This is a genomic window from Salmonella sp. SAL00670 (assembly GCF_046552235.1).
Lineage (GTDB): Bacteria > Pseudomonadota > Gammaproteobacteria > Enterobacterales > Enterobacteriaceae > Salmonella > Salmonella enterica.
This window is the reverse complement of the sequence record NZ_JBGDUO010000001.1, coordinates 1224520-1245201: the sequence shown is the minus strand read 5'-3', so window position 1 is coordinate 1245201 and position 20682 is coordinate 1224520. Positions and strand designations below refer to the sequence as shown.

General features: G+C 54.7%; 25 protein-coding genes and 1 riboswitch. Of the genes, 24 read left to right on the top strand and 1 reads right to left on the bottom strand.

The genetic code is table 11. From position 1 onward, the window contains the following. Positions 1–45: 45 nt before the first annotated feature. From pocR to ldtA, 22 genes are all read left to right on the top strand, one after another. Positions 46–957: a transcriptional regulator PocR gene (pocR, locus tag ACLJRS_RS06355; RefSeq protein WP_000622326.1), complete on the top strand. Its 912-nt coding sequence runs from the start codon at positions 46–48 to the stop codon at positions 955–957. 325 nt (positions 958–1282) lie between these two features. Further along, a riboswitch (cobalamin riboswitch) is annotated at positions 1283–1458 on the top strand. Positions 1459–1554: 96 nt separating this feature from the next. Further along, a complete protein-coding gene (locus ACLJRS_RS06350) occupies positions 1555–2934 on the top strand; it encodes a cobyrinate a,c-diamide synthase (protein ID WP_000741243.1) in 1380 nt (459 codons plus the stop codon). Further along, positions 2931–3890, top strand: coding sequence for an adenosylcobinamide-phosphate synthase CbiB (cbiB, locus tag ACLJRS_RS06345; protein WP_000153654.1), 960 nt, complete (start codon positions 2931–2933; stop codon positions 3888–3890). Before ACLJRS_RS06350 ends, cbiB begins: the two co-directional genes overlap by 4 nt. Positions 3891–3900: 10 nt before the next feature. Further along, positions 3901–4533, top strand: a complete 633-nt coding sequence (locus ACLJRS_RS06340; protein ID WP_000558988.1) for a cobalt-precorrin-8 methylmutase — start codon at positions 3901–3903, stop codon at positions 4531–4533. Continuing rightward, positions 4533–5672: a cobalt-precorrin-5B (C(1))-methyltransferase CbiD gene (cbiD, locus tag ACLJRS_RS06335; protein ID WP_001292908.1), complete on the top strand. Its 1140-nt coding sequence runs from the start codon at positions 4533–4535 to the stop codon at positions 5670–5672. The genes ACLJRS_RS06340 and cbiD overlap by 1 nt, the downstream gene beginning before the upstream one ends. After that, positions 5666–6271: a cobalt-precorrin-7 (C(5))-methyltransferase gene (locus ACLJRS_RS06330; RefSeq protein ID WP_000958839.1), complete on the top strand. Its 606-nt coding sequence runs from the start codon at positions 5666–5668 to the stop codon at positions 6269–6271. The genes cbiD and ACLJRS_RS06330 overlap by 7 nt, the downstream gene beginning before the upstream one ends. Continuing rightward, positions 6261–6839, top strand: coding sequence for a decarboxylating cobalt-precorrin-6B (C(15))-methyltransferase (locus ACLJRS_RS06325; protein WP_000650985.1), 579 nt, complete (start codon positions 6261–6263; stop codon positions 6837–6839). The genes ACLJRS_RS06330 and ACLJRS_RS06325 overlap by 11 nt, the downstream gene beginning before the upstream one ends. Next, on the top strand, positions 6823–7596 hold the full coding sequence (locus ACLJRS_RS06320) for a cobalt-precorrin-4 methyltransferase (RefSeq protein WP_000004867.1): 774 nt from the start codon (positions 6823–6825) through the stop codon (positions 7594–7596). Before ACLJRS_RS06325 ends, ACLJRS_RS06320 begins: the two co-directional genes overlap by 17 nt. Beyond that, entirely contained in the window at positions 7577–8632 is a 1056-nt protein-coding gene (gene cbiG / locus ACLJRS_RS06315; RefSeq protein ID WP_001098927.1) for a cobalt-precorrin 5A hydrolase, read from the top strand. The genes ACLJRS_RS06320 and cbiG overlap by 20 nt, the downstream gene beginning before the upstream one ends. Further along, positions 8632–9357, top strand: coding sequence for a precorrin-3B C(17)-methyltransferase (locus tag ACLJRS_RS06310; protein ID WP_000953643.1), 726 nt, complete (start codon positions 8632–8634; stop codon positions 9355–9357). The genes cbiG and ACLJRS_RS06310 overlap by 1 nt, the downstream gene beginning before the upstream one ends. Then, positions 9354–10145: a cobalt-precorrin-6A reductase gene (locus ACLJRS_RS06305; RefSeq protein WP_001001981.1), complete on the top strand. Its 792-nt coding sequence runs from the start codon at positions 9354–9356 to the stop codon at positions 10143–10145. Before ACLJRS_RS06310 ends, ACLJRS_RS06305 begins: the two co-directional genes overlap by 4 nt. A 2-nt stretch (positions 10146–10147) precedes the next feature. Further along, entirely contained in the window at positions 10148–10942 is a 795-nt protein-coding gene (cbiK, locus tag ACLJRS_RS06300) for a sirohydrochlorin cobaltochelatase (protein WP_000709784.1), read from the top strand. Next, the gene (locus ACLJRS_RS06295) at positions 10939–11652 is read left to right on the top strand and encodes a cobalt-factor II C(20)-methyltransferase (protein WP_001013552.1); all 714 of its coding nucleotides are present in this window, start codon (positions 10939–10941) and stop codon (positions 11650–11652) included. The genes cbiK and ACLJRS_RS06295 overlap by 4 nt, the downstream gene beginning before the upstream one ends. After that, positions 11649–12386, top strand: coding sequence for a cobalt ECF transporter S component CbiM (gene cbiM, locus ACLJRS_RS06290; RefSeq protein ID WP_000764336.1), 738 nt, complete (start codon positions 11649–11651; stop codon positions 12384–12386). Before ACLJRS_RS06295 ends, cbiM begins: the two co-directional genes overlap by 4 nt. 1 nt (position 12387) lies before the next feature. Beyond that, positions 12388–12669 carry an energy-coupling factor ABC transporter substrate-binding protein gene (locus ACLJRS_RS06285; RefSeq protein ID WP_000753210.1) on the top strand — a complete coding sequence of 94 codons (282 nt, stop codon included), beginning with the start codon at positions 12388–12390 and terminating at the stop codon, positions 12667–12669. Further along, entirely contained in the window at positions 12656–13333 is a 678-nt protein-coding gene (locus ACLJRS_RS06280; protein WP_000147125.1) for an energy-coupling factor ABC transporter transmembrane protein, read from the top strand. The genes ACLJRS_RS06285 and ACLJRS_RS06280 overlap by 14 nt, the downstream gene beginning before the upstream one ends. Positions 13334–13341: 8 nt before the next feature. After that, complete coding sequence (locus tag ACLJRS_RS06275; RefSeq protein ID WP_000881543.1) at positions 13342–14157, top strand: energy-coupling factor ABC transporter ATP-binding protein; 816 nt, start codon at positions 13342–13344, stop codon at positions 14155–14157. Continuing rightward, positions 14154–15674 (top strand): cobyric acid synthase, encoded by a 1521-nt coding sequence (locus ACLJRS_RS06270; RefSeq protein ID WP_000189651.1) that lies wholly within the window; start codon positions 14154–14156, stop codon positions 15672–15674. Before ACLJRS_RS06275 ends, ACLJRS_RS06270 begins: the two co-directional genes overlap by 4 nt. Beyond that, positions 15671–16216, top strand: coding sequence for a bifunctional adenosylcobinamide kinase/adenosylcobinamide-phosphate guanylyltransferase (cobU, locus tag ACLJRS_RS06265; RefSeq protein WP_000973146.1), 546 nt, complete (start codon positions 15671–15673; stop codon positions 16214–16216). Before ACLJRS_RS06270 ends, cobU begins: the two co-directional genes overlap by 4 nt. Continuing rightward, complete coding sequence (gene cobS / locus ACLJRS_RS06260; RefSeq protein WP_000039993.1) at positions 16213–16956, top strand: adenosylcobinamide-GDP ribazoletransferase; 744 nt, start codon at positions 16213–16215, stop codon at positions 16954–16956. The genes cobU and cobS overlap by 4 nt, the downstream gene beginning before the upstream one ends. A gap of 26 nt (positions 16957–16982) precedes the next feature. Beyond that, positions 16983–18053: a nicotinate-nucleotide--dimethylbenzimidazole phosphoribosyltransferase gene (cobT, locus tag ACLJRS_RS06255; RefSeq protein WP_001193983.1), complete on the top strand. Its 1071-nt coding sequence runs from the start codon at positions 16983–16985 to the stop codon at positions 18051–18053. Positions 18054–18130: 77 nt separating this feature from the next. Further along, positions 18131–19060, top strand: coding sequence for a L,D-transpeptidase (gene ldtA / locus ACLJRS_RS06250; protein WP_001252817.1), 930 nt, complete (start codon positions 18131–18133; stop codon positions 19058–19060). Between the two features lie 149 nt (positions 19061–19209). Here ldtA and ACLJRS_RS06245 read toward each other — a convergent pair whose 3' ends face one another. Then, positions 19210–19395 (bottom strand): Arm DNA-binding domain-containing protein, encoded by a 186-nt coding sequence (locus ACLJRS_RS06245; RefSeq protein WP_410957763.1) that lies wholly within the window; start codon positions 19393–19395, stop codon positions 19210–19212. Positions 19396–19808: 413 nt separating this feature from the next. Here ACLJRS_RS06245 and ACLJRS_RS06240 point away from each other — a divergent pair, with 413 nt between their 5' ends. After that, the gene (locus tag ACLJRS_RS06240) at positions 19809–20183 is read left to right on the top strand and encodes an ArsR/SmtB family transcription factor (protein ID WP_001041816.1); all 375 of its coding nucleotides are present in this window, start codon (positions 19809–19811) and stop codon (positions 20181–20183) included. Further along, complete coding sequence (locus ACLJRS_RS06235) at positions 20180–20656, top strand: arsenate reductase ArsC (RefSeq protein WP_001101539.1); 477 nt, start codon at positions 20180–20182, stop codon at positions 20654–20656. Before ACLJRS_RS06240 ends, ACLJRS_RS06235 begins: the two co-directional genes overlap by 4 nt. The last annotated feature ends 26 nt before the right edge of the window (positions 20657–20682 follow it).

Here is a 20682-nt window from a genome sequence, read left to right as displayed (position 1 = left end):
TAATGTGTTTTGTTTATAACAATAAATTAACTGAGGGGTTTTATCATGATTTCTGCGAGCGCTCTGAACTCAGAACTCATTAATAAAATCGCACAGGATTTTGCACAAGCCACCGGTCTGGCGGTTGTGGTTGTCAATATTCATGGTGATGAAATATCTGAGCTATTCAATTTCACGCCGTTTTGTCAGTTGATGCGGCAGCATCCCCAGCATAGTACACGTTGTCGTATGAGCGATCGCTGCGGGGGACTGGAGGCATCGAAGTCCGATCAACCCTGTATTTATCGTTGTCATGCCGGTCTAACGGATTTTTCTATTCCGCTGGTAATCGCAGGGCATTTAGTTGGCTTTGTTTTATGCGGGCAGGTTCGTTTAAGTAATGACGTGGAGCTGGTAAACATTCTTAATGTTGACGATCGCTGGCAGGCTGACCCTGAGCTCTTGAATGAATTTCGGAATGTGCCAGAGATGGACTATTCACGCGTTATCGCTTCCGCCGATCTTCTTAAACTGATAGTTGAGAATTGCCTGAAAAAACAGCTCAATTTCGTGGTTATCAAAGACAATCCGCAGCAATCGGAGGCAAATAAAACCACTCGTGGTCCCACTCCGCATGACAGTAAAATGAAAAAAGCGCTTCGCTATATTGATGCGCATTTGTCCGACGATCTTCGTCTTGAGGATGTCGCCTCACATGTCTATCTCAGCCCCTATTACTTCAGTAAGCTATTCAAGAAATATCAGGGAATCGGATTTAATGCGTGGGTAAACCGCCAGAGAATGGTTAGCGCCAGAGAATTGCTTTGCCATAGTGACTGGAGTATTGCCAGTATTGCGCGTAATTTAGGCTTTTCGCAAACCAGCTATTTTTGCAAAGTCTTCCGCCAGACCTATCAGGTTACGCCGCAGGCTTATCGCCAGCAGATAAATGAGAATTCTCATCCTCCATCGTTATGAATAGCAATATTTTGCTATTGCCGATTTTTGATAGTCTTTTGTATCTTAATCATTTCAGAAAGAAAATTTATCTGGTGTAACAATAAATTGTCATAGCGCAACAAAATAATAAAATTTAGGGCATAAACTGCACCAGTTTTTATTTTTGTGATGAAGTACAGTGTCAGGAAAGATAAGTTTTATTACGCTTTGTCGATACGTTTTATCGTCAATATACCGGTAAGGATGAGTAGATTAACGTCAGACGAGCAACCGCTCAGGCTATTGCTCACAGAAATGTAAAACGTAGCACATTATTAATTGTCGTTATGGGTGTGCCGTACAGCCATAACGTAAACCAACAGGTTTGCCACATTTGTGGTAGGGAAGGGGGTGAAAATCCCCCGCAGCCCCCGCTGCTGTGATGCTGACGACCCCGTAAAGACCACTGATCGCAAGATTGGGAAGGACGGGCGAGGAGGACGCTAAGCCAGAAGACCTGCCTGTCGGTGATAACCAACAACTTCGGTGGGAAGTGGGTTGCGAAGACGCGTACAGTCGAAAGACTGAACATGCGCGTACCTGTATACCCCTACCACCCTGAACAGGATCAGGGTAATGGCGGCAAGGCATCACGCATTTATTCTTGCAGGCACAGGAAGCGGTTGCGGCAAAACCACGGTGACGCTTGGTTTGTTGAGGCTGCTGCAAAAACGCGCGCTGCGCGTACAGCCGTTTAAAGTTGGGCCAGATTACCTTGATACCGGCTGGCATACCGCTATCTGTGGCGTGGCGTCCCGTAATCTTGACAGTTTCATTCTTCCTCCTCCTGTTCTCAACGCCTTATTTTGCGAACAAATGCGGCAGGCGGATATCGCTGTCATTGAAGGCGTCATGGGGCTGTATGACGGCTATGGCGTCGACCCCAATTACTGCAGCACAGCCGCGATGGCCAAACAGCTTGGTTGCCCGGTCATCCTACTGGTGGACGGCAAGGCTGTTTCAACGTCGCTTGCGGCTACCGTTATGGGATTTCAGCACTTCGACCTGACCCTCAACCTCGCGGGCGTGATTGTGAATCGCGTCACTAGCGACGCCCACTATCAGCTCCTCAAAAATGCCATTGAACATTATTGCTCACTGCCGGTACTGGGGTATGTCCCTCCTTGCGACGGCGTCGCATTACCTGAACGCCACCTGGGGTTGATTACCGCCAGAGAATCCCTCGTCAATCAGCAATCATGGCATGATTTTGCCGCCTCGCTGGAACAAACAGTGGATGTGGATGCGCTACTCTCGCTGAGCGTGTTATCAGCGCTTCCGGCGGGAATGTGGCCTGAGCGCCCCGATAACACAGCGGGGGCAGGGCTGACGCTTGCTCTGGCGGATGATGAGGCCTTTAACTTTTATTATCCCGATAACATCGATTTGCTGGAGCGTGCCGGCGTTAACATTGTGCGTTTTAGCCCACTGCATGACCGCGCATTGCCTGATTGTCAGATGATCTGGCTGGGCGGTGGATATCCTGAATTATACGCCGCGGATCTGGCGGCAAATACGGCGATGTTAAAACATTTGCGGGCGGCGCATCAGCGCGGCGTGGCGATTTACGCGGAGTGTGGCGGTCTGATGTATCTGGGGAGCACTCTGGAGGATAGCGGTGGGGAAATTCATCAGATGGCGAATATTATCCCCGGTCACAGCAAAATGGGTAAGCGACTTACCCGCTTTGGTTATTGTGAGGCGCAGGCTATGCAGCCAACGCTATTGGCGGTGCCTGGCGAGATAGTGCGCGGCCATGAATTTCACTACTCAGATTTTATCCCCGAAACACCCGCCGTTATGGCCTGTCGTAAGGTTCGCGATGGCCGCGTGTTACAGGAATGGGCTGGCGGCTGGCAGACAGGCAACACGTTTGCCAGCTATCTGCACGTCCATTTCGCCCAGCGTCTGGAAATGTTGCAGCACTGGCTGGCGGCGGCGAGGCGCGTATTATGACGATCCTTGCCTGGTGTATCGCCTGGGTGCTGGATTTTATCATCGGCGACCCTCAACACTGGCCCCATCCGGTACGCTGGATAGGCCGTTTAATCACGTTTGTGCAGCGTATTGTGCGTCGCTATTGTCCCGGCGATAAAGCGCTGCGGATTGGCGGCGGCGTAATGTGGGTTGTGGTTGTCGGGGCGACCTGGGGCGTGGCATGGGGCGTACTGGCGCTGGCGCAGCGGATTCACCCCTGGTTTGGCTGGAGCGTCGAAGTCTGGATGATCTTTACCACGCTGGCCGGACGCTCTCTGGCCCGCGCCGCACAGGAGGTTGAACGACCGTTGCGGGAGAACGACCTTGCGGAAAGCCGAATAAAACTCTCCTGGATCGTCGGGCGCGATACGTCGCAACTTCAGCCAGCGCAGATCAATCGCGCCGTGGTGGAAACGGTTGCAGAAAACACCGTTGACGGCATTATCGCGCCGCTCTTTTTCCTCTTTCTCGGCGGCGCGCCGCTGGCGATGGCCTACAAAGCCGTCAATACCCTGGATTCAATGGTGGGCTACAAACATGAAAAATACCGGGCGATTGGTATGGTCAGCGCCCGTATGGACGACGTAGCGAACTATCTTCCTGCCCGACTGAGCTGGCTGTTGCTGGGCATTGCGGCAGGACTGTGTCGCCTGAGTGGTTGGCGTGCGCTGCGTATTGGCTGGCGTGACCGTTATAACCACAGTAGCCCAAATTGCGCCTGGTCGGAAGCGTGTGTGGCCGGCGCCTTAGGTATCCAGCTCGGCGGCCCAAATAACTACTTTGGCGAGCGTGTGGACAAGCCCTGGATAGGCGACGCGCAGCGCGATATTTCCGTGGACGATATTTCCCGAACGATTCGATTGATGTGGGTCGCTTCAACCCTGGCGCTGGCGCTGTTTATTGCGGCGCGGTGCGGGTTATCTGGCGTGGCCTGAGGACGACAGTATGCATTATATCCAGCAGCCCCAAACCATTGAGGCCAACAGTTTCACCATTATTAGCGACATTATTCGCGAAACGCGTCCTGATTACCGTTTCGCCAGTCCGCTCCATGAGGCCATTATCAAGCGGGTTATTCATACCACCGCCGATTTCGACTGGCTGGACATTTTGTGGTTCTCTGCCGATGCGCTGGAGCAGCTTTGTGATGCGTTACGCCATCCGTGCATTATTTATACCGATACCACGATGGCGCTGTCCGGCATTAATAAAAGATTACTGGCGACGTTTGGCGGCGAGTGTCGCTGTTATATCAGCGATCCGCGCGTGGTGCGCGCCGCACAAACGCAGGGGATTACCCGTTCAATGGCCGCCGTCGATATCGCTATCGCCGAGGAGGAGAAAAACAAGCTCTTTGTTTTCGGTAATGCGCCGACGGCCCTGTTCCGTTTGCTTGAACATAACGTGACGGTGAGCGGCGTGGTGGGCGTACCGGTAGGCTTTGTCGGCGCGGCGGAGTCCAAAGAGGCACTCACCCATAGCCATTTCCCCGCGGTTGCCGCGTTAGGGCGTAAAGGCGGCAGTAACGTGGCTGCCGCTATCGTCAATGCGTTGCTCTATCACCTCCGGGAGGCCTGATGAGCGAGCTTTCTTTTGACGCGCCGGTCTGGCACCACGGTAAAGCGTTACGTAAAGGATATACCACCGGTTCCTGCGCGACGGCGGCGGCAAAAGTCGCCGCGCTGATGGTATTACGTCAACATCTGATTCATCAGGTCTCCATCGTCACGCCGTCGGGCGTCACGCTATGCCTGAACGTGGAGTCGCCGCACATTGAAGGCCAGCAGGCGATAGCCGCAATTCGTAAAGATGGCGGCGATGACGTGGATGCCACGCACGGAATGCTGATTTTTGCCCGCGTTACGCTCAACGACAGCGGTGAGATTACGCTCACTGGCGGCGAAGGTATTGGTACGGTAACGCGTAAAGGGATTGGACTGCCGCTCGGGAGCGCCGCCATCAATCGTACGCCGCGCCATACCATTGAGTCAGCGGTGCGCGAAGCGATAGGCCCGGCGCGTGGGGCCGATGTGGAGATTTTTGCCCCGGAAGGCGAAGCGCGGGCGCAAAAAACGTATAACTCGCGGCTTGGCATTCTTGGCGGCATTTCCATTATTGGCACTACCGGCATTGTGACGCCGATGTCGGAGGAAAGCTGGAAACGCTCGCTATCGCTGGAACTGGAGATCAAACGGGCGTCAGGATTAACGCGGGTGATACTCGTGCCGGGCAACCACGGCGAACGGTTTGTTCGCGAACAAATGGGCGTCGACACACAGGCAGTCGTCACCATGAGCAATTTTGTCGGCTACATGATTGAAGAGGCGGTACGGCTGGGATTTTGCCAGATAGTGCTGGTGGGTCATCCTGGAAAATTGATCAAAATCGCCGCCGGGATCTTTCATACCCATAGCCATATTGCCGATGCGCGCATGGAAACGCTGGTCGCGCATTTAGCTTTACTGGGCGCGCCGCTGGAGTTACTCACCCTGGTCAGCGATTGCGATACCACCGAAGCGGCAATGGAGCACATTGAAGCATATGGCTTCGGGCATATCTATAACCATCTTGCCAGGCGTATTTGTTTGCGAGTCATGCAGATGCTGCGTTTTACCAAAACGCCGCCTGTCTGCGACGCCATCCTGTTTTCTTTTGATAACCATATTCTCGGCAGTAATCGTCCCGTCGACGAGATTGCTAAGGAGCTGCAATGCTAACGGTCGTGGGAATGGGGCCCGCTGGACGGCATTTGATGACGCCTGCGGCGCTGGAAGCGATAGACCACGCCGATGCGCTGGCAGGCGGTAAACGGCATTTGGCGCAGTTTCCGGCGTTTGGCGGCGAACGATTTACGCTGGGCGCGGATATTGGCGCGTTGTTGTCCTGGATTGCCGCCCGCTGGGATAAAGGGATCGTGGTGCTGGCCTCCGGCGATCCGCTGTTTTATGGCATCGGTACACGCCTGGTGGCGCATTTTGGTATCGAACAGGTTCGCATTATCCCTGGCATCAGCGCCGTACAGTATCTGTGCGCACAGGCTGGAATTGATATGAATGACATGTGGTTGACCAGTAGCCACGGTCGTTGCGTCAGCTTCGATCAGTTGGCGAGCCATCGCAAAGTGGCGATGGTCACGGATGCCCGCTGCGGGCCGCGAGAAATCGCGCGGGAACTGGTCGCGCGGGGCAAAGGGCATCGCTTAATGGTGATTGGTGAAAATCTGGCGATGGAAAATGAGCGGATCCACTGGCTACCCGTCAGTGCGGTCAACGCCGACTATGAAATGAATGCAGTGGTGATCCTGGATGAAAGATGAGCTTTTTCTGCGCGGCGAGAACGTGCCAATGACCAAAGAGGCGGTACGGGCGCTGGCACTGTCGAAACTTGAGCTCCACCGCGCCAGTCACCTGATTGACGTCGGGGCGGGAACGGGAAGCGTCTCAATTGAAGCGGCGCTGCAATTTCCTTCGTTGCAGGTGACGGCTATCGAGCGTAATCCTGCCGCGCTACGGCTGCTTGATGAGAATCGTCAGCGCTTTGCCTGCGGCAATATCGATATTCTCCCCGGCGAAGCGCCAATGACCATAACCGGGAAAGCCGATGCGGTGTTTATGGGCGGCAGCGGCGGGCATCTGACGGCGCTGATTGACTGGGCGATGGGTCATCTGCATCCCGGTGGCCGTCTGGTGATGACCTTTATCTTGCAGGAAAACCTTCATAGCGCGCTGGCGCATCTTGCCCACATCGGCGCATGTCGAATGGACTGTGTACAGCTTCAGCTTTCATCGTTAACGCCGCTGGGGGCGGGACACTATTTCAAACCGAACAATCCTGTTTTTGTTATCGCCTGTCAGAAGGAAGAAAACCATGTCAGAGACATTTGATCCACGCTGTGTATGGTTCGTCGGCGCCGGGCCGGGTGATCGCGAGCTGATCACGCTTAAAGGCTACCGCCTGCTGCAACAGGCGCAGGTAGTTATCTATGCCGGTTCGCTGATCAATACCGAACTGCTGGATTACTGCCCCGCGCAGGCAGAACGTTATGACAGCGCCGAACTGCATCTTGAGCAGATTATCGAGCTGATGGCGGCGGGCGTGAAAGCGGGAAAAACGGTGGTGCGTTTGCAAACGGGCGATGTCTCGCTGTACGGCTCCGTACGTGAGCAAGGCGAAGAGTTAACCCGCCGTGGTATCGACTGGCAGGTAGTGCCTGGCGTCAGCGCGTTTCTCGGCGCTGCGGCGGAGCTGGGTGTGGAATATACCGTACCGGAGGTATCGCAGAGTCTCATTATTACCCGTCTGGAAGGGCGTACGCCAGTACCGGCGCGCGAACAACTGGAGGCGTTCGCCAGTCACCAGACGTCGATGGCGATTTATCTCTCCGTTCAGCGTATTCACCGAGTGGCGGAACGTCTCATTGCCGGCGGTTATCCGGCAGCTACGCCTGTCGCGGTCATCTATAAGGCTACCTGGCCGGAAAGCCAGACCGTTCGCGGCACGTTAGCGGATATTAGCGACAAAGTACGTGATGCTGGCATCCGTAAGACGGCGCTGATTCTGGTCGGGAATTTTCTGGGTAAGGAGTATCACTACTCAAGACTTTATGCAGCGGACTTTAGCCATGAATACCGTAAAGCCTGAATCCATTGCGTTGTTTTGCCTGACGCCCGGCGGCGTGGCGCTGGCAAAGAGACTCTCCGCGATGCTGCCGTTAACCTGCTTTACCAGTGAAAAACTGCGGGAAGAGGGATTTATTCCCTTCGATGGCGGATTCGCTAATACCGCCCGGCAGGCTTTTACCACTTATACCGCGCTTATTTTTATCGGCGCGACCGGCATTGCCGTTCGTGTCCTGGCGCCGTTAGTGAACGACAAGTTCAGCGATCCGGCGGTGGTCGTCATTGATGAACGTGGTCAGCATGTCATTAGCCTGCTTTCCGGTCATGCGGGCGGGGCCAATGCCTTGACGCGCTACCTGGCAGGAATGTTAGGCGCCGATCCGGTGATTACCACGGCAACGGATGTCAATGAGATGTCCGCGTTGGACACCTTAGCTTTCCAGCTTAACGCCCGCATGTCCGATCTTCGCACGGCGGTAAAAACCGTTAACCAGATGTTGGTCAGTCATCAACGGGTGGGGTTATGGTGGGATGCCGAACTAACGGAAGAGATCGGCCAGTGCGATATTCGTGGTTTTATCCCTGTTGATGATTTGCAGCGATTGCCTGAACTGGATGCGCTTATCTGCGTCTCTTTGCGTAATGACCTCCCTGAGCTTCCCGTACTGCACTGGAAACTGGTGCCCCAGCGTGTGGTGGCGGGAATTGGCTGTCGCCGCGATACGCCATTTCCCCTGTTAGCGACATTACTGGCGCGTCAGCTTGAAGCGCAGAAACTCGATCCGCTGGCGTTAAAAGCGATTGGCAGCGTCACGCTCAAAAAAGGGGAGCCGGGGCTTATTCAGCTCGCCTCCTGCTGCCGCGTGCCTTTTAAAACCTTTACCGCCGAAGCGTTGCGTGAATTCGAACACCATTTTCCCGGTTCTGGCTTCGTCAGAAAAACGGTGGGCGTTGGCAGCGTATCCGGCCCGGCAGCGTGGTTATTAAGCCAGGGACAATTGTTAGGCGAGACCCTGCGAGAACAGGGCGTCACTATTACTTTAGGAGTTGCACACTGATGTTGAGCGTAATTGGTATTGGCCCCGGTTCGCAGGCAATGATGACGATGGAGGCGATTGAGGCGCTTCAGGCGGCGGAAATCGTCGTCGGTTATAAAACCTACACCCACCTGGTGAAAGCCTTTACCGGCGATAAGCAGGTGATCAAAACCGGGATGTGCAAAGAGATTGAACGCTGCCAGGCGGCGATTGAGCTGGCGCAGGCCGGGCATAACGTGGCGCTGATTAGCAGCGGCGACGCCGGTATTTACGGCATGGCGGGACTGGTGCTGGAGCTGGTGAGCAAGCAGAAGCTGGATGTAGAGGTTCGCCTTATTCCGGGGATGACCGCCAGTATCGCAGCCGCCTCGCTGCTGGGTGCGCCGCTGATGCACGACTTCTGCCATATCAGCCTCAGCGACCTGCTGACCCCGTGGCCGGTTATTGAAAAACGCATCGTTGCCGCCGGAGAGGCAGACTTTGTTATCTGTTTTTACAACCCGCGCAGCCGCGGGCGCGAAGGGCATCTGGCGCGCGCGTTTGACCTGCTTGCCGCCAGTAAAAGCGCGCAGACGCCGGTTGGCGTGGTGAAGTCCGCCGGACGTAAGAAAGAGGAAAAATGGCTGACTACGCTCGGCGATATGGATTTTGAACCGGTAGATATGACCAGTCTGGTCATCGTTGGTAATAAAACGACCTATGTTCAGGATGGGCTGATGATAACGCCGCGAGGTTACACGCTGTGAATGAGGGGGAAGTGCTGGTGGTGGGCGGCACCAGCGATGCGCGCGCGTTATGCCGACAACTGGATGCGGCGAACGTCGCGTACACCTTATCCGTGGCGACGCCAGCCGGAAAAGCGCTGGCTGGCGACATTAAAGGACAGGTGCGCTGTGGTCGTCTGGAGTACGGGCAGATGGTCGCCTGGCTAAAAGAAAACCGTACTCGCTGGGTAATAGATGCGTCGCATCCTTATGCAGAAATGGTCAGCCATAACCTCCTTCGCGCCTGTGAAACGGCGGGCGTGTTGTTAAGTCGTTATCAGCGTCCGGAGCAGCTTAGCAATCTGACGCATCCGCTTCTCTATACGGCGCGCAGTATTGCCGATGCCTGCGAGATAGCGAGGCGTTTTGGTCCGCGCGTGTTACTGACGACCGGCAGTAAAGATCTGGCCGCCTGGCGTGCCGGGCTGGCGGAAAAAACGTTGCTGGCGCGCGTACTGCCCGTGGCGGAGGTGATTCAACGCTGCAGCGAACTGGGGTTCGGCGTTGGAGAAATTTTCGCACTGTGTGGGCCGTTCAGCGCTGATTTTAACGCCGCGTTTTACCACCAGTGCCGGGCCGACGTAGTCATTACCAAAGCGTCCGGCGCGGAGGGGGGATATCAGGAAAAAGTTCAGCCCTGTCTGGATGCGGGCATTCCCTGCATCGTTATTGCGCGCCCGACGCCGCTTGTGGCGGGTGATGAGTTACTGGAAAGCCAGGCCGCCTTTGCGCAGCGTTTATCGCGCTGGCTGGCCGCAGCTAAGGAGTAAAAATGAAAAAAGCGCTTCTGGTAGTCAGTTTTGGCACCAGCTATCACGACACCTGTGAAAAAAACATTGTGGCGTGCGAACGTGATCTGGCGGCGTCCTGTCCCGATCGCGACCTGTTTCGCGCCTTCACTTCCGGAATGATCATTCGCAAGCTTCGCCAGCGTGACGGTATCGACATCGATACGCCATTACAGGCTTTGCAAAAGCTTGCCGCACAGGGATATCAGGACGTGGCGATTCAGTCGTTGCACATTATTAACGGCGACGAATATGAAAAAATTGTCCGTGAGGTACAACTCTTGCGTCCGTTATTCACTCGCCTGACGCTGGGCGTGCCGCTGCTGAGCAGCCATAACGATTATGTGCAGCTAATGCAGGCGTTGCGACAACAGATGCCATCGCTCAGACAAACGGAGAAAGTCGTTTTTATGGGCCACGGCGCCAGCCATCACGCATTCGCAGCTTATGCCTGTCTCGATCATATGATGACCGCGCAGCGCTTCCCGGCGCGCGTCGGCGCCGTAGAAAGCTACCCGGAGGTCGACATCCTGATCGACAGCCTGCGTGACGAAGGCGTCACCGGCGTACATTTGATGCCATTAATGCTGGTGGCGGGCGATCACGCCATTAATGATATGGCTTCAGACGACGGCGACTCATGGAAAATGCGCTTTAACGCGGCGGGCATTCCGGCGACGCCGTGGCTGAGCGGGCTGGGAGAAAACCCGGCTATCCGGGCGATGTTTGTCGCGCATTTGCACCAGGCGCTGAACATGGCGGTAGAGGAGGCGGCATGAACGGTAAATTATACGCATTAAGTACCGGGCCAGGCGCGCCCGACCTGATAACCGTCCGCGCAGCGCGGATTCTTGGCTCGCTGGACATTCTGTATGCGCCCGCCGGTCGTAAGGGGGGCGATAGTCTGGCGCTGTCGATTGTGCGCGACTATCTCGGTGAGCAGACGGAAGTACGTTGTTGCCATTTCCCTATGAGCGCTGACGGCGCCGAGAAAGAAGCGGTCTGGAACGAGGTTGCCGCCGCGCTTACCGCAGAGGTGGAAGCAGGTAAACAGGTCGGTTTTATTACCCTGGGCGATGCGATGCTATTCAGTACCTGGATTTTTTTACTCCAGCGAATCGGCTGCCCGGAGTGGCTGGAGATTGTCCCCGGCGTCACGTCCTTCGCCGCGATAGCCGCCCGCGCGAAAATGCCGCTCGCCATAGAACGGCAATCGCTGGCGGTTATTTCTTGTACCGCGCCGGAAGCGGAAATAGCCCAGGCGCTACAACAGCATGATAGCCTGGTGTTGATGAAAGTGTATGGCCGGTTCGCCCGTATTAAAGCTTTGCTGGCGCAGGCTGGCCTGCTGGAATGCGCCTTAATGATGTCCGAGGCCACACTGCCCGGCGAGCAGTGCTGGCGCCATCTCCACGAGGTCAACGATGATCGACCGTTGCCCTATTTTTCGACCATTCTGGTCAATAAACAGTGGGAGTATGCAGAATGAAACTTGAACAGCAGCTTCGACAGTTGTCTTTCAGTGGACTGGCTGCAGCGCTATTGCTGATGGTTGTCCCGCAACAGGCGTTTGCGATGCATATCATGGAGGGCTTTTTACCGCCAGTGTGGGCGCTGGCCTGGTGGCTACTGTTTTTACCCTGCTTGTGGTATGGACTGGTGCGCTTACGGCGTATTGTGCAGGAGGATAATCATCAGAAGGTACTGCTGGCGCTGTGCGGCGCGTTTATTTTTGTCCTGTCCGCGCTCAAAATTCCGTCGGTAACGGGGAGTTGTTCACATCCGACCGGCGTTGGTCTGGCGGTTATCTTGTTCGGGCCCGGGGTGGTGGCGATTCTCGGCGCGGTTGTGCTGTTGTTTCAGGCGCTATTGCTGGCGCACGGCGGCCTGACGACGCTTGGCGCAAACGGAATGTCGATGGCAGTGATTGGCCCGGTTGTCGGTTATCTGGTGTGGAAAATGGCCTGCCGTGCCGGACTGCGCCGCGATGTCGCCGTTTTTCTGTGCGCGATGCTGGCGGATTTGGCGACCTATTTTGTGACTTCAGTCCAGCTTGGCGTTGCGTTTCCCGATCCCCATGCCGGAGCGACAGGGTCTGTTGTGAAGTTTATGGGGATTTTCTGCCTCACACAGATTCCTGTCGCCATTGCCGAAGGTTTATTAACCGTCATGATTTATGACCAGTTAACCAAACGGCAAGTGATTACCGTACAAGGACATTAAAATGAAAAAAACGTTGATGTTGTTAGCGATGGTGGTGGCGCTGGTGATTCTGCCGTTTTTTATTAACCATGGCGGTGAATATGGCGGTTCAGACGGCGAAGCGGAAAGACAGATTCAGGCTATTGCGCCGCAGTATAAACCCTGGTTTCAGCCGTTATATGAACCTGCCAGCGGTGAAATTGAAAGCCTGCTGTTTACCCTTCAGGGCTCTCTTGGCGCGGCGGTGATTTTTTATATCCTGGGGTATTGCAAAGGTAAACAACGCCGTGATGACCGGGCTTGATCGACTCAGCTATCAAAGCCGCTGGGCACACGTTGCGCCGCAGCGCAAGTTTTTGCTGTGGCTGGCGATGATGATACTGGCGTTTGCTCTGCCGCCTGTAGGGCAGGGCATTGAGCTGCTGATCATTGCCGGATTGAGCTGTTGGCTATTGCGCATATCCCTCTGGCGCTGGTGTCGATGGATGGCGATACCTTTTGGATTTTTGTTGGTCGGCGTGATAACGATTATCTTCAGCATCAGCCGCGAGCCGCAAATGCTGCTGGCTGGCATATCTGTCGGGCCGTACTGGATCGGGATTACCCGTGCGGGCGTGGTTACGGCGAATGACACGTTCTGGCGTAGCCTGACGGCGCTGTCCGCGACGTTGTGGCTGGTGATGAACCTACCGTTTCCGCAGTTAATTAGCTTGCTTAAGCGCGCGCATATTCCACGCCTGCTTACCGAGCAAATCCTGTTAACGTGGCGCTTTCTCTTTATTCTTCTGGATGAGGCGGCGGCAATTCGTCGCGCGCAAACGCTGCGTTTTGGTTATTGCAGCCTGCCGAACGGCTATCGATCTCTGGCAATGCTGACTGGACTCCTGTTTACGCGGGTGTTAATGCGTTATCAGCAAATGACTACCACGCTGGATATCAAACTGTATCAGGGTGATTTTCACCTGTAAGGACTATTATGCTTGCCACTTCAGACCTGTGGTTTCGTTATCAGGATGAGCCGGTACTTAAAGGGTTAAATCTGGATTTTTCGCTTTCGCCTGTTACCGGTTTGGTGGGCGCGAACGGCTGTGGGAAGTCTACGCTTTTTATGAACCTGAGCGGCCTGTTGCGTCCGCAAAAAGGGGCCGTGTTGTGGCAGGGAAAACCGCTGGATTACAGCAAGCGCGGACTACTGGCACTGCGCCAGCAAGTTGCGACGGTTTTTCAGGACCCTGAACAGCAGATTTTTTATACTGATATCGATAGCGACATTGCGTTTAGTTTACGTAATTTGGGGGTGCCGGAGGCGGAAATCACGCGCCGCGTCGACGAGGCGCTAACGCTGGTTGACGCCCAACATTTTCGCCATCAGCCCATTCAGTGTTTGAGTCATGGGCAAAAAAAACGTGTGGCTATCGCCGGAGCGCTGGTGCTACAGGCGCGCTATCTATTGCTGGATGAACCCACTGCTGGTCTCGATCCCGCAGGGCGCACTCAGATGCTTGCTATCATCAGGCGGATTGTGGCGCAGGGCAATCATGTCATTATCTCCAGCCATGATATCGATCTTATTTATGAAATTAGCGATGCCGTATACGTGTTACGCCAGGGCCAGATCCTGACGCATGGCGCGCCTGGCGAGGTTTTCGCGTGTACGGAAGCGATGGAACAAGCGGGGCTAACCCAGCCCTGGCTGGTCAAACTTCATACTCAACTGGGACTGCCGCTGTGTAAAACAGAAACGGAGTTTTTTCATCGAATGCAAAAGTGCGTATTCAGGGAGGCGTCATGACGCAGGCAGTTATGTTGCAGGGGACGGCATCCGACGTCGGCAAAAGTGTGCTGGCGGCGGGTTTATGCCGCATTTTTTATCAGGATGGTCTGCGTACCGCGCCGTTTAAATCGCAAAATATGGCGCTTAATTCTGGTATTACGCCGGATGGTAAAGAGATGGGGCGGGCGCAGATTTTTCAGGCGGAAGCCGCGGGGATCACGCCAGATGTGCGTATGAACCCGGTGCTGCTCAAACCGACCAGCGATCGCCAGGCGCAGGTCGTGCTGATGGGGAAAATGGCGACCAATATGGATGCGGTGAGTTACCATGACTATAAACCGCGTTTGCGTGAGCAAATCCTTGCGGTCTATAACAGCCTGGCGCAGGAATATGACGTTATTGTGCTGGAAGGCGCCGGAAGCCCGGCGGAAATCAATCTGCGCGATCGCGATATCGTCAATATGGGAATGGCAGAAATGGCCCAGTGTCCGGTTATTCTGGTGGCGGATATCGACCGGGGCGGCGTATTCGCCGCTATTTATGGCACGCTGGCGCTGCTGCATAAACAGGAGCGTGACAGAGTAAAGGGCGTCATTATCAACAAATTCCGCGGCGACGTGGCGCTACTCTATTCCGGTATCGAACAAATCGAATCGCTTACTGGCGTCCCGGTCCTGGGAGTGATGCCGTGGCTGGATGTGGATCTGGAAGATGAAGATGGCGTCGCGCTGCAAAACGATAAATATCGCGGTAACGCCCCCCGTGATATCACTATTGCCATTGTGCAACTGCCACATATTTCTAACTTTACGGATTTTAACGCTCTGGCGGCGCAGCCGGATGTGCGCATACGCTATATTCGCCGCCCGGAAGCGTTGACTGACGCTGATCTGGTGATCCTGCCGGGCAGTAAGAATACGCTGAGCGACCTCGCCTGGCTGCGCGAAAGCGGGATGGCGGATGCGGTATTGCAGACACATCGGCAGGGCGTGCCGGTGATGGGAATTTGCGGCGGCTACCAGATGCTGGGCGACACCATTGTGGATGAGGTGGAGTCGGGGCTGGGTACGCAGCCGGGCCTGGGGCTGCTTAATACGATCACTCGCTTTGCACAGGATAAAATCACGACGCAGGTTAACGCGACAATGTCAGGCGAGCTGCCCAGCTGGCTGGCTGCCGCGGCGGGGCTACCGGTACGCGGTTATGAAATCCACATGGGGGAAACGGTGCTGCAGGAAGGATGCTGTACGGCCATGACGTTACAGAAAAATGGATGCTCTGTGGCGGATGGCGCGGTCACCGCCGACGGACTGGCGTTTGGCACTTACCTTCACGGCCTGTTTGACAGCGATGCGTTTACCCGTGCGGTGGTCAATGGGTTACGGGCACGAAAAGGGCTTGCGCCGTGGGAAACGACTTTTTGTTATGCGGAGCATAAAGCGCGGCAATTTGATCTGCTGGCGGAAGCGATGCGGCAACATATTGATATTGATAAAATTTATACCATCATGCAACAGCATCAGGAGCCGGTATGATGATTCTGGTGACGGGCGGGGCGCGTAGTGGTAAAAGCCGTCATGCTGAAGCCTTAATTGGCGATGCGCCGCAGGTACTGTATATCGCCACCTCGCAGATTCTTGATGACGAGATGGCGGCGAGAATTCAGCATCATAAAGATGGCAGGCCGGCACACTGGCGGACCGCAGAATGCTGGCGGCATCTTGATACGTTGATTACCGCGGATCTTGCCCCTGACGACGCGATTTTGCTGGAATGTATTACCACCATGGTGACGAATCTGCTGTTTGCGCTGGGAGGCGAAAACGATCCCGAACAGTGGGATTACGCGGCGATGGAGCGCGCCATTGACGATGAAATTCAGATTTTAATTGCAGCCTGCCAGCGCTGCCCGGCGAAAGTGGTACTGGTGACAAATGAGGTGGGAATGGGGATCGTCCCGGAAAACCGTCTGGCGCGCCATTTTCGTGATATTGCCGGTCGGGTCAACCAACGACTGTCGGCAGCGGCGGATGAGGTCTGGCTGGTGGTCTCAGGTATTGGAGTCAAAATTAAATGAGTAAGCTGTTTTGGGCCATGCTCGCTTTTATTAGCCGCTTGCCCGTGCCGTCACGCTGGTCGCAGGGACTGGATTTCGAGCAGTATTCGCGTGGGATCGTGATGTTTCCCTTTATCGGGTTGATTCTGGGAGGGGTAAGCGGCCTGATTTTCATCCTCCTGCAACCCTGGTGCGGTATTCCGCTAGCGGCGTTGTTCTGTATTCTGGCGCTGGCGTTGCTGACCGGTGGTTTTCACCTGGATGGGTTGGCCGATACCTGCGATGGTATTTTTTCCGCGCGCCGCCGTGAGCGAATGCTGGAGATTATGCGTGATAGTCGTCTGGGAACCCATGGCGGGCTGGCGCTTATTTTTGTGCTACTGGCAAAAATTCTGGTGGTCAGCGAACTGGCGTTACGTGGAACGCCAATGTTGGCGGCGTTGGCGGCGGCCTGTGCGGCCGGACGCGGCAGCGCCGTTTTATTGATGTACCGTCATCGCTACGCCCGTGAAGAGGGGCTTGGCAATGTATTTATCGGTAAAGTCAGCGGACGGCAAACCTGCATTACTCTGGGATTGGCGATAATCATCGCCACGGTATTACTGCCTGGTATGCAAGGACTGGCCGCAATGGTGGTCACATGCGCGGCGATTTTCATCCTTGGCCAGTTGCTTAAACGTACGCTTGGCGGTCAAACCGGCGATACGCTGGGCGCGGCGATCGAACTTGGCGAATTGATCTTTCTGCTGGCTCTGTTATGAGCCGATTATTACGGACGAGACATCTTATGCAGACACTACACGCTTTACTCCGTGACATTCCTGCGCCGGACGCCGAGGCGATGGCGCGTGCGCAGCAACATATTGACGGCCTGCTCAAACCGCCGGGCAGCCTGGGCAGACTGGAAACCTTAGCCGTTCAGCTCGCGGGTATGCCGGGTCTTAACGGTACGCCGCAGGTAGGTGAAAAGGCGGTGCTGGTGATGTGCGCCGACCATGGCGTCTGGGATGAAGGCGTAGCGGTTTCGCCCAAAATCGTGACGGCGATTCAGGCGGCGAATATGACGCGGGGAACAACCGGCGTATGCGTGCTTGCCGCTCAGGCCGGTGCGAAGGTGCATGTCATTGATGTCGGTATTGATGCCGAACCTATTCCTGGCGTAGTTAATATGCGCGTCGCGCGCGGCTGCGGAAATATTGCCGTTGGCCCGGCGATGAGTCGCTTGCAGGCTGAGGCGCTTTTGCTGGAGGTTTCCCGCTACACCTGCGACCTGGCGCAACGCGGCGTGACCTTATTTGGCGTAGGGGAGCTGGGAATGGCGAACACTACGCCAGCCGCCGCGATGGTCAGCGTTTTTACAGGAAGTGATGCAAAAGAGGTGGTGGGGATTGGCGCGAATCTTCCGCCTTCCCGCATCGATAATAAAGTGGACGTCGTGCGGCGGGCGATTGCGATTAATCAGCCCAATCCGCGCGACGGCATTGATGTGTTGTCGAAGGTGGGTGGTTTTGATCTGGTCGGGATGACCGGCGTGATGCTTGGCGCGGCAAGGTGTGGCTTACCCGTATTGCTGGATGGCTTTCTTTCCTACTCGGCAGCGCTGGCGGCCTGTCAGATTGCGCCTGCGGTGAGACCTTATCTGATCCCGTCGCACTTTTCGGCGGAAAAGGGCGCCCGCATCGCGCTCGCGCATTTGTCTATGGAACCCTATTTGCATATGGCGATGCGGTTAGGTGAAGGAAGCGGCGCGGCGCTGGCGATGCCGATCGTGGAAGCCGCGTGCGCCATGTTCCACAACATGGGGGAGTTGGCGGCCAGTAATATTGTCCTGCCGGAGGGGAACGCAAACGCAACATAACCCGGGCGCACAACACCAGCCATGTGAGAAAAAAGCTATACTTAACGCACACCTGCCGCGACAAAGGAAGGGATATAATGCGTCGTATCACACCTTTTTTTCCGTTTTTCGTCTTGTTGGTAAGCCATTTCTCGCTGGCTATAAGCTATCCGTTGCCGCCCGAAGGCAGTCGTCTGGTAGGACAGCCTGTCACAATCGCCGTACCGCAGAACAATACTCAGCCCTTAGAGTCATTTGCCGCCCGCTATGGTCAGGGGCTGAGTAATATGCTTGAAGCGAATCCCGGCGTGGATGTGTTTTTACCTCAGTCTGGTTCCACACTGGTAGTGCCGCAGCAGTTGATTCTGCCTGACACCGTTCGTGAAGGTATTGTGGTAAACGTCGCCGAGATGCGCCTTTATTATTATCCCGCAGGCACGAATACGGTTGAGGTGCTACCCATTGGTATTGGTCAGGCTGGCCGTGAAACGCCGCGCAACTGGGTAACTGCGGTTGAACGCAAACAAGATGGCCCGGTTTGGGTGCCAACGGCTAATACGCGTCGGGAATATGCTAAAGAGGGAAAAACGCTGCCCGCGATGGTGCCTGCGGGGCCGGATAACCCTATGGGGCTATACGCAATATATATCGGCAGGTTATATGCCATCCATGGCACTAATGCTAACTTTGGCATTGGCCTTCGCGTCAGTCAGGGCTGTATCCGTTTACGCAATGACGATATTAAATATTTATTCGACCATGTTCCTGTAGGAACCCGCGTTCAGATTATCGACAGGCCCGTTAAATTTTCGGTAGAGCCGGATGGCAGTCGTTGGCTGGAGGTACACGAACCGCTTTCTCGTAACCGTGCTGAATTTGAGTCAGACAAAAAAGTTCCATTGCCCGTTACGCCAGTGCTGCGCACGTTTATCAAAGGGGATGACGTTGATACTTCGCGGGTTAATGAGGTGCTGGAGCGCCGTTCCGGAATGCCGGTCAACATTAGCGCAGGCAGGTCTGGCCTTTAAATATCCTGCCACATTGCTGGTTTTCATGGGCTGGAGTATCTGTATTAGTAGTGAGTGTCATGGCAGGGGCTTCATTTTCTCAACGAACCGCTAGCCCTCCGATTAAGCTCAAAGTCATAAATCTTTTCTCCGGCATCGCCGGAGGTTTTTTATATGCGTCTGCAAGGCTCTCTTATCCACCGCGCCGAGTATTCTTTTCGGTCGAAATGATATTTGAGATACCAGAGGCATGAACCGCCCGGACTGACAAACAGATACAGACCGTGAGAAGCGGTCAGTTTAAAGGGAGTTGGTGAAGGTTTAGTAGCGCGGATTTTACTGTCAGTAAGGGGCATGTGGTGATCACTCCTTTATCTAACTGAAATGACCCCAAATCAGACCACCAATTTGTCCCGATGCGGAGAGATAAATCAATATGCACTGAGACAGTTTTCTACGCTAACTCTCTGAATCAAAATACTATTGAGACATGCTGAGATGCCTGAAAACAGGAATTTGGCTCCTCTGACTGGGTGCGTTTTTTATCTCATTGAATAATAAAATATTTATTTTCTAAATTCAAAATAAGGCCCTTATAAAAGCCCCGATCGTAATGATGCACTAAGAATGTGATTTTTATCACATTTTAAAAGTGGGATTATTTCCCCCCATCTTGCCATTTCCACTAGATATTATTAACGGATACTTGAATTAATGCGATTATTCAATAATGATTGAAATATTGAATCATAGAGGGCCGCCCCACATTATGAACAAACAAACTGCCACAACCATCTTTGAATCCCTCTCCTCCGGTGTACGTCTGGACGTATATCGCCTACTGATAAAAATGGGTACCGAGGGCATGGTTGCCGGGGAGATCGCTTCAACGCTGGATATCCCGCCGACTAACTTATCGTTTCATTTAAAGGCGCTGACGCAAGCCGGGATGCTGACGGTAGAACAGGAAGGTCGTTACCAGCGTTATCGTGCCAACATCCCACTGATGCTGGATTTAATCGGCTGGCTGACCGAGGAGTGCTGCTCAGGCCACCCGGAACAATGCGCGGATTTTCGTTCGGCTTCTTCCTGCTCAGAAGCCGTTTTACCACCACTCAACACCACGAAAAAGAGTAAATCATGAACGTACTTTTTCTCTGTACCGGCAACTCCTGCCGTTCCGTGCTGGCCGAAGCCACGTTTAACCATCTGGCTCCTGCCGGATGGCGCGCCATGAGCGCAGGCAGTCACCCGGCGGGTTACGTACATCCCCGAGCACTGGCGTTGTTGGCGCGGGAAGGCATTTCAACAGAAGGCTATTTCAGCAAATTGTGGGATGGCCTGCCGCAGACGCCGGATATTGTCGTGACAGTCTGTTCAAACGCTGCCGGAGAAACCTGTCCAGCCTGGCTCGGTAACGTGATGCGTACCCATTGGGGCGTTGACGATCCGGCTCGTGCTACCGGTAGCGATGCCGAAATCGATGCGGCTTTTGTCACTGCTTACCAGACATTACGTGCGCGTATTGAAGCTTTTCTGGCGCTGCCGCTGAATGAATTGCTGCACGATCGCGCTCGTCTGAAAGTTGAACTGGATCGTATTGGCGAAATTTTTTAACGACCTGTATTTCAATAATTGATGGA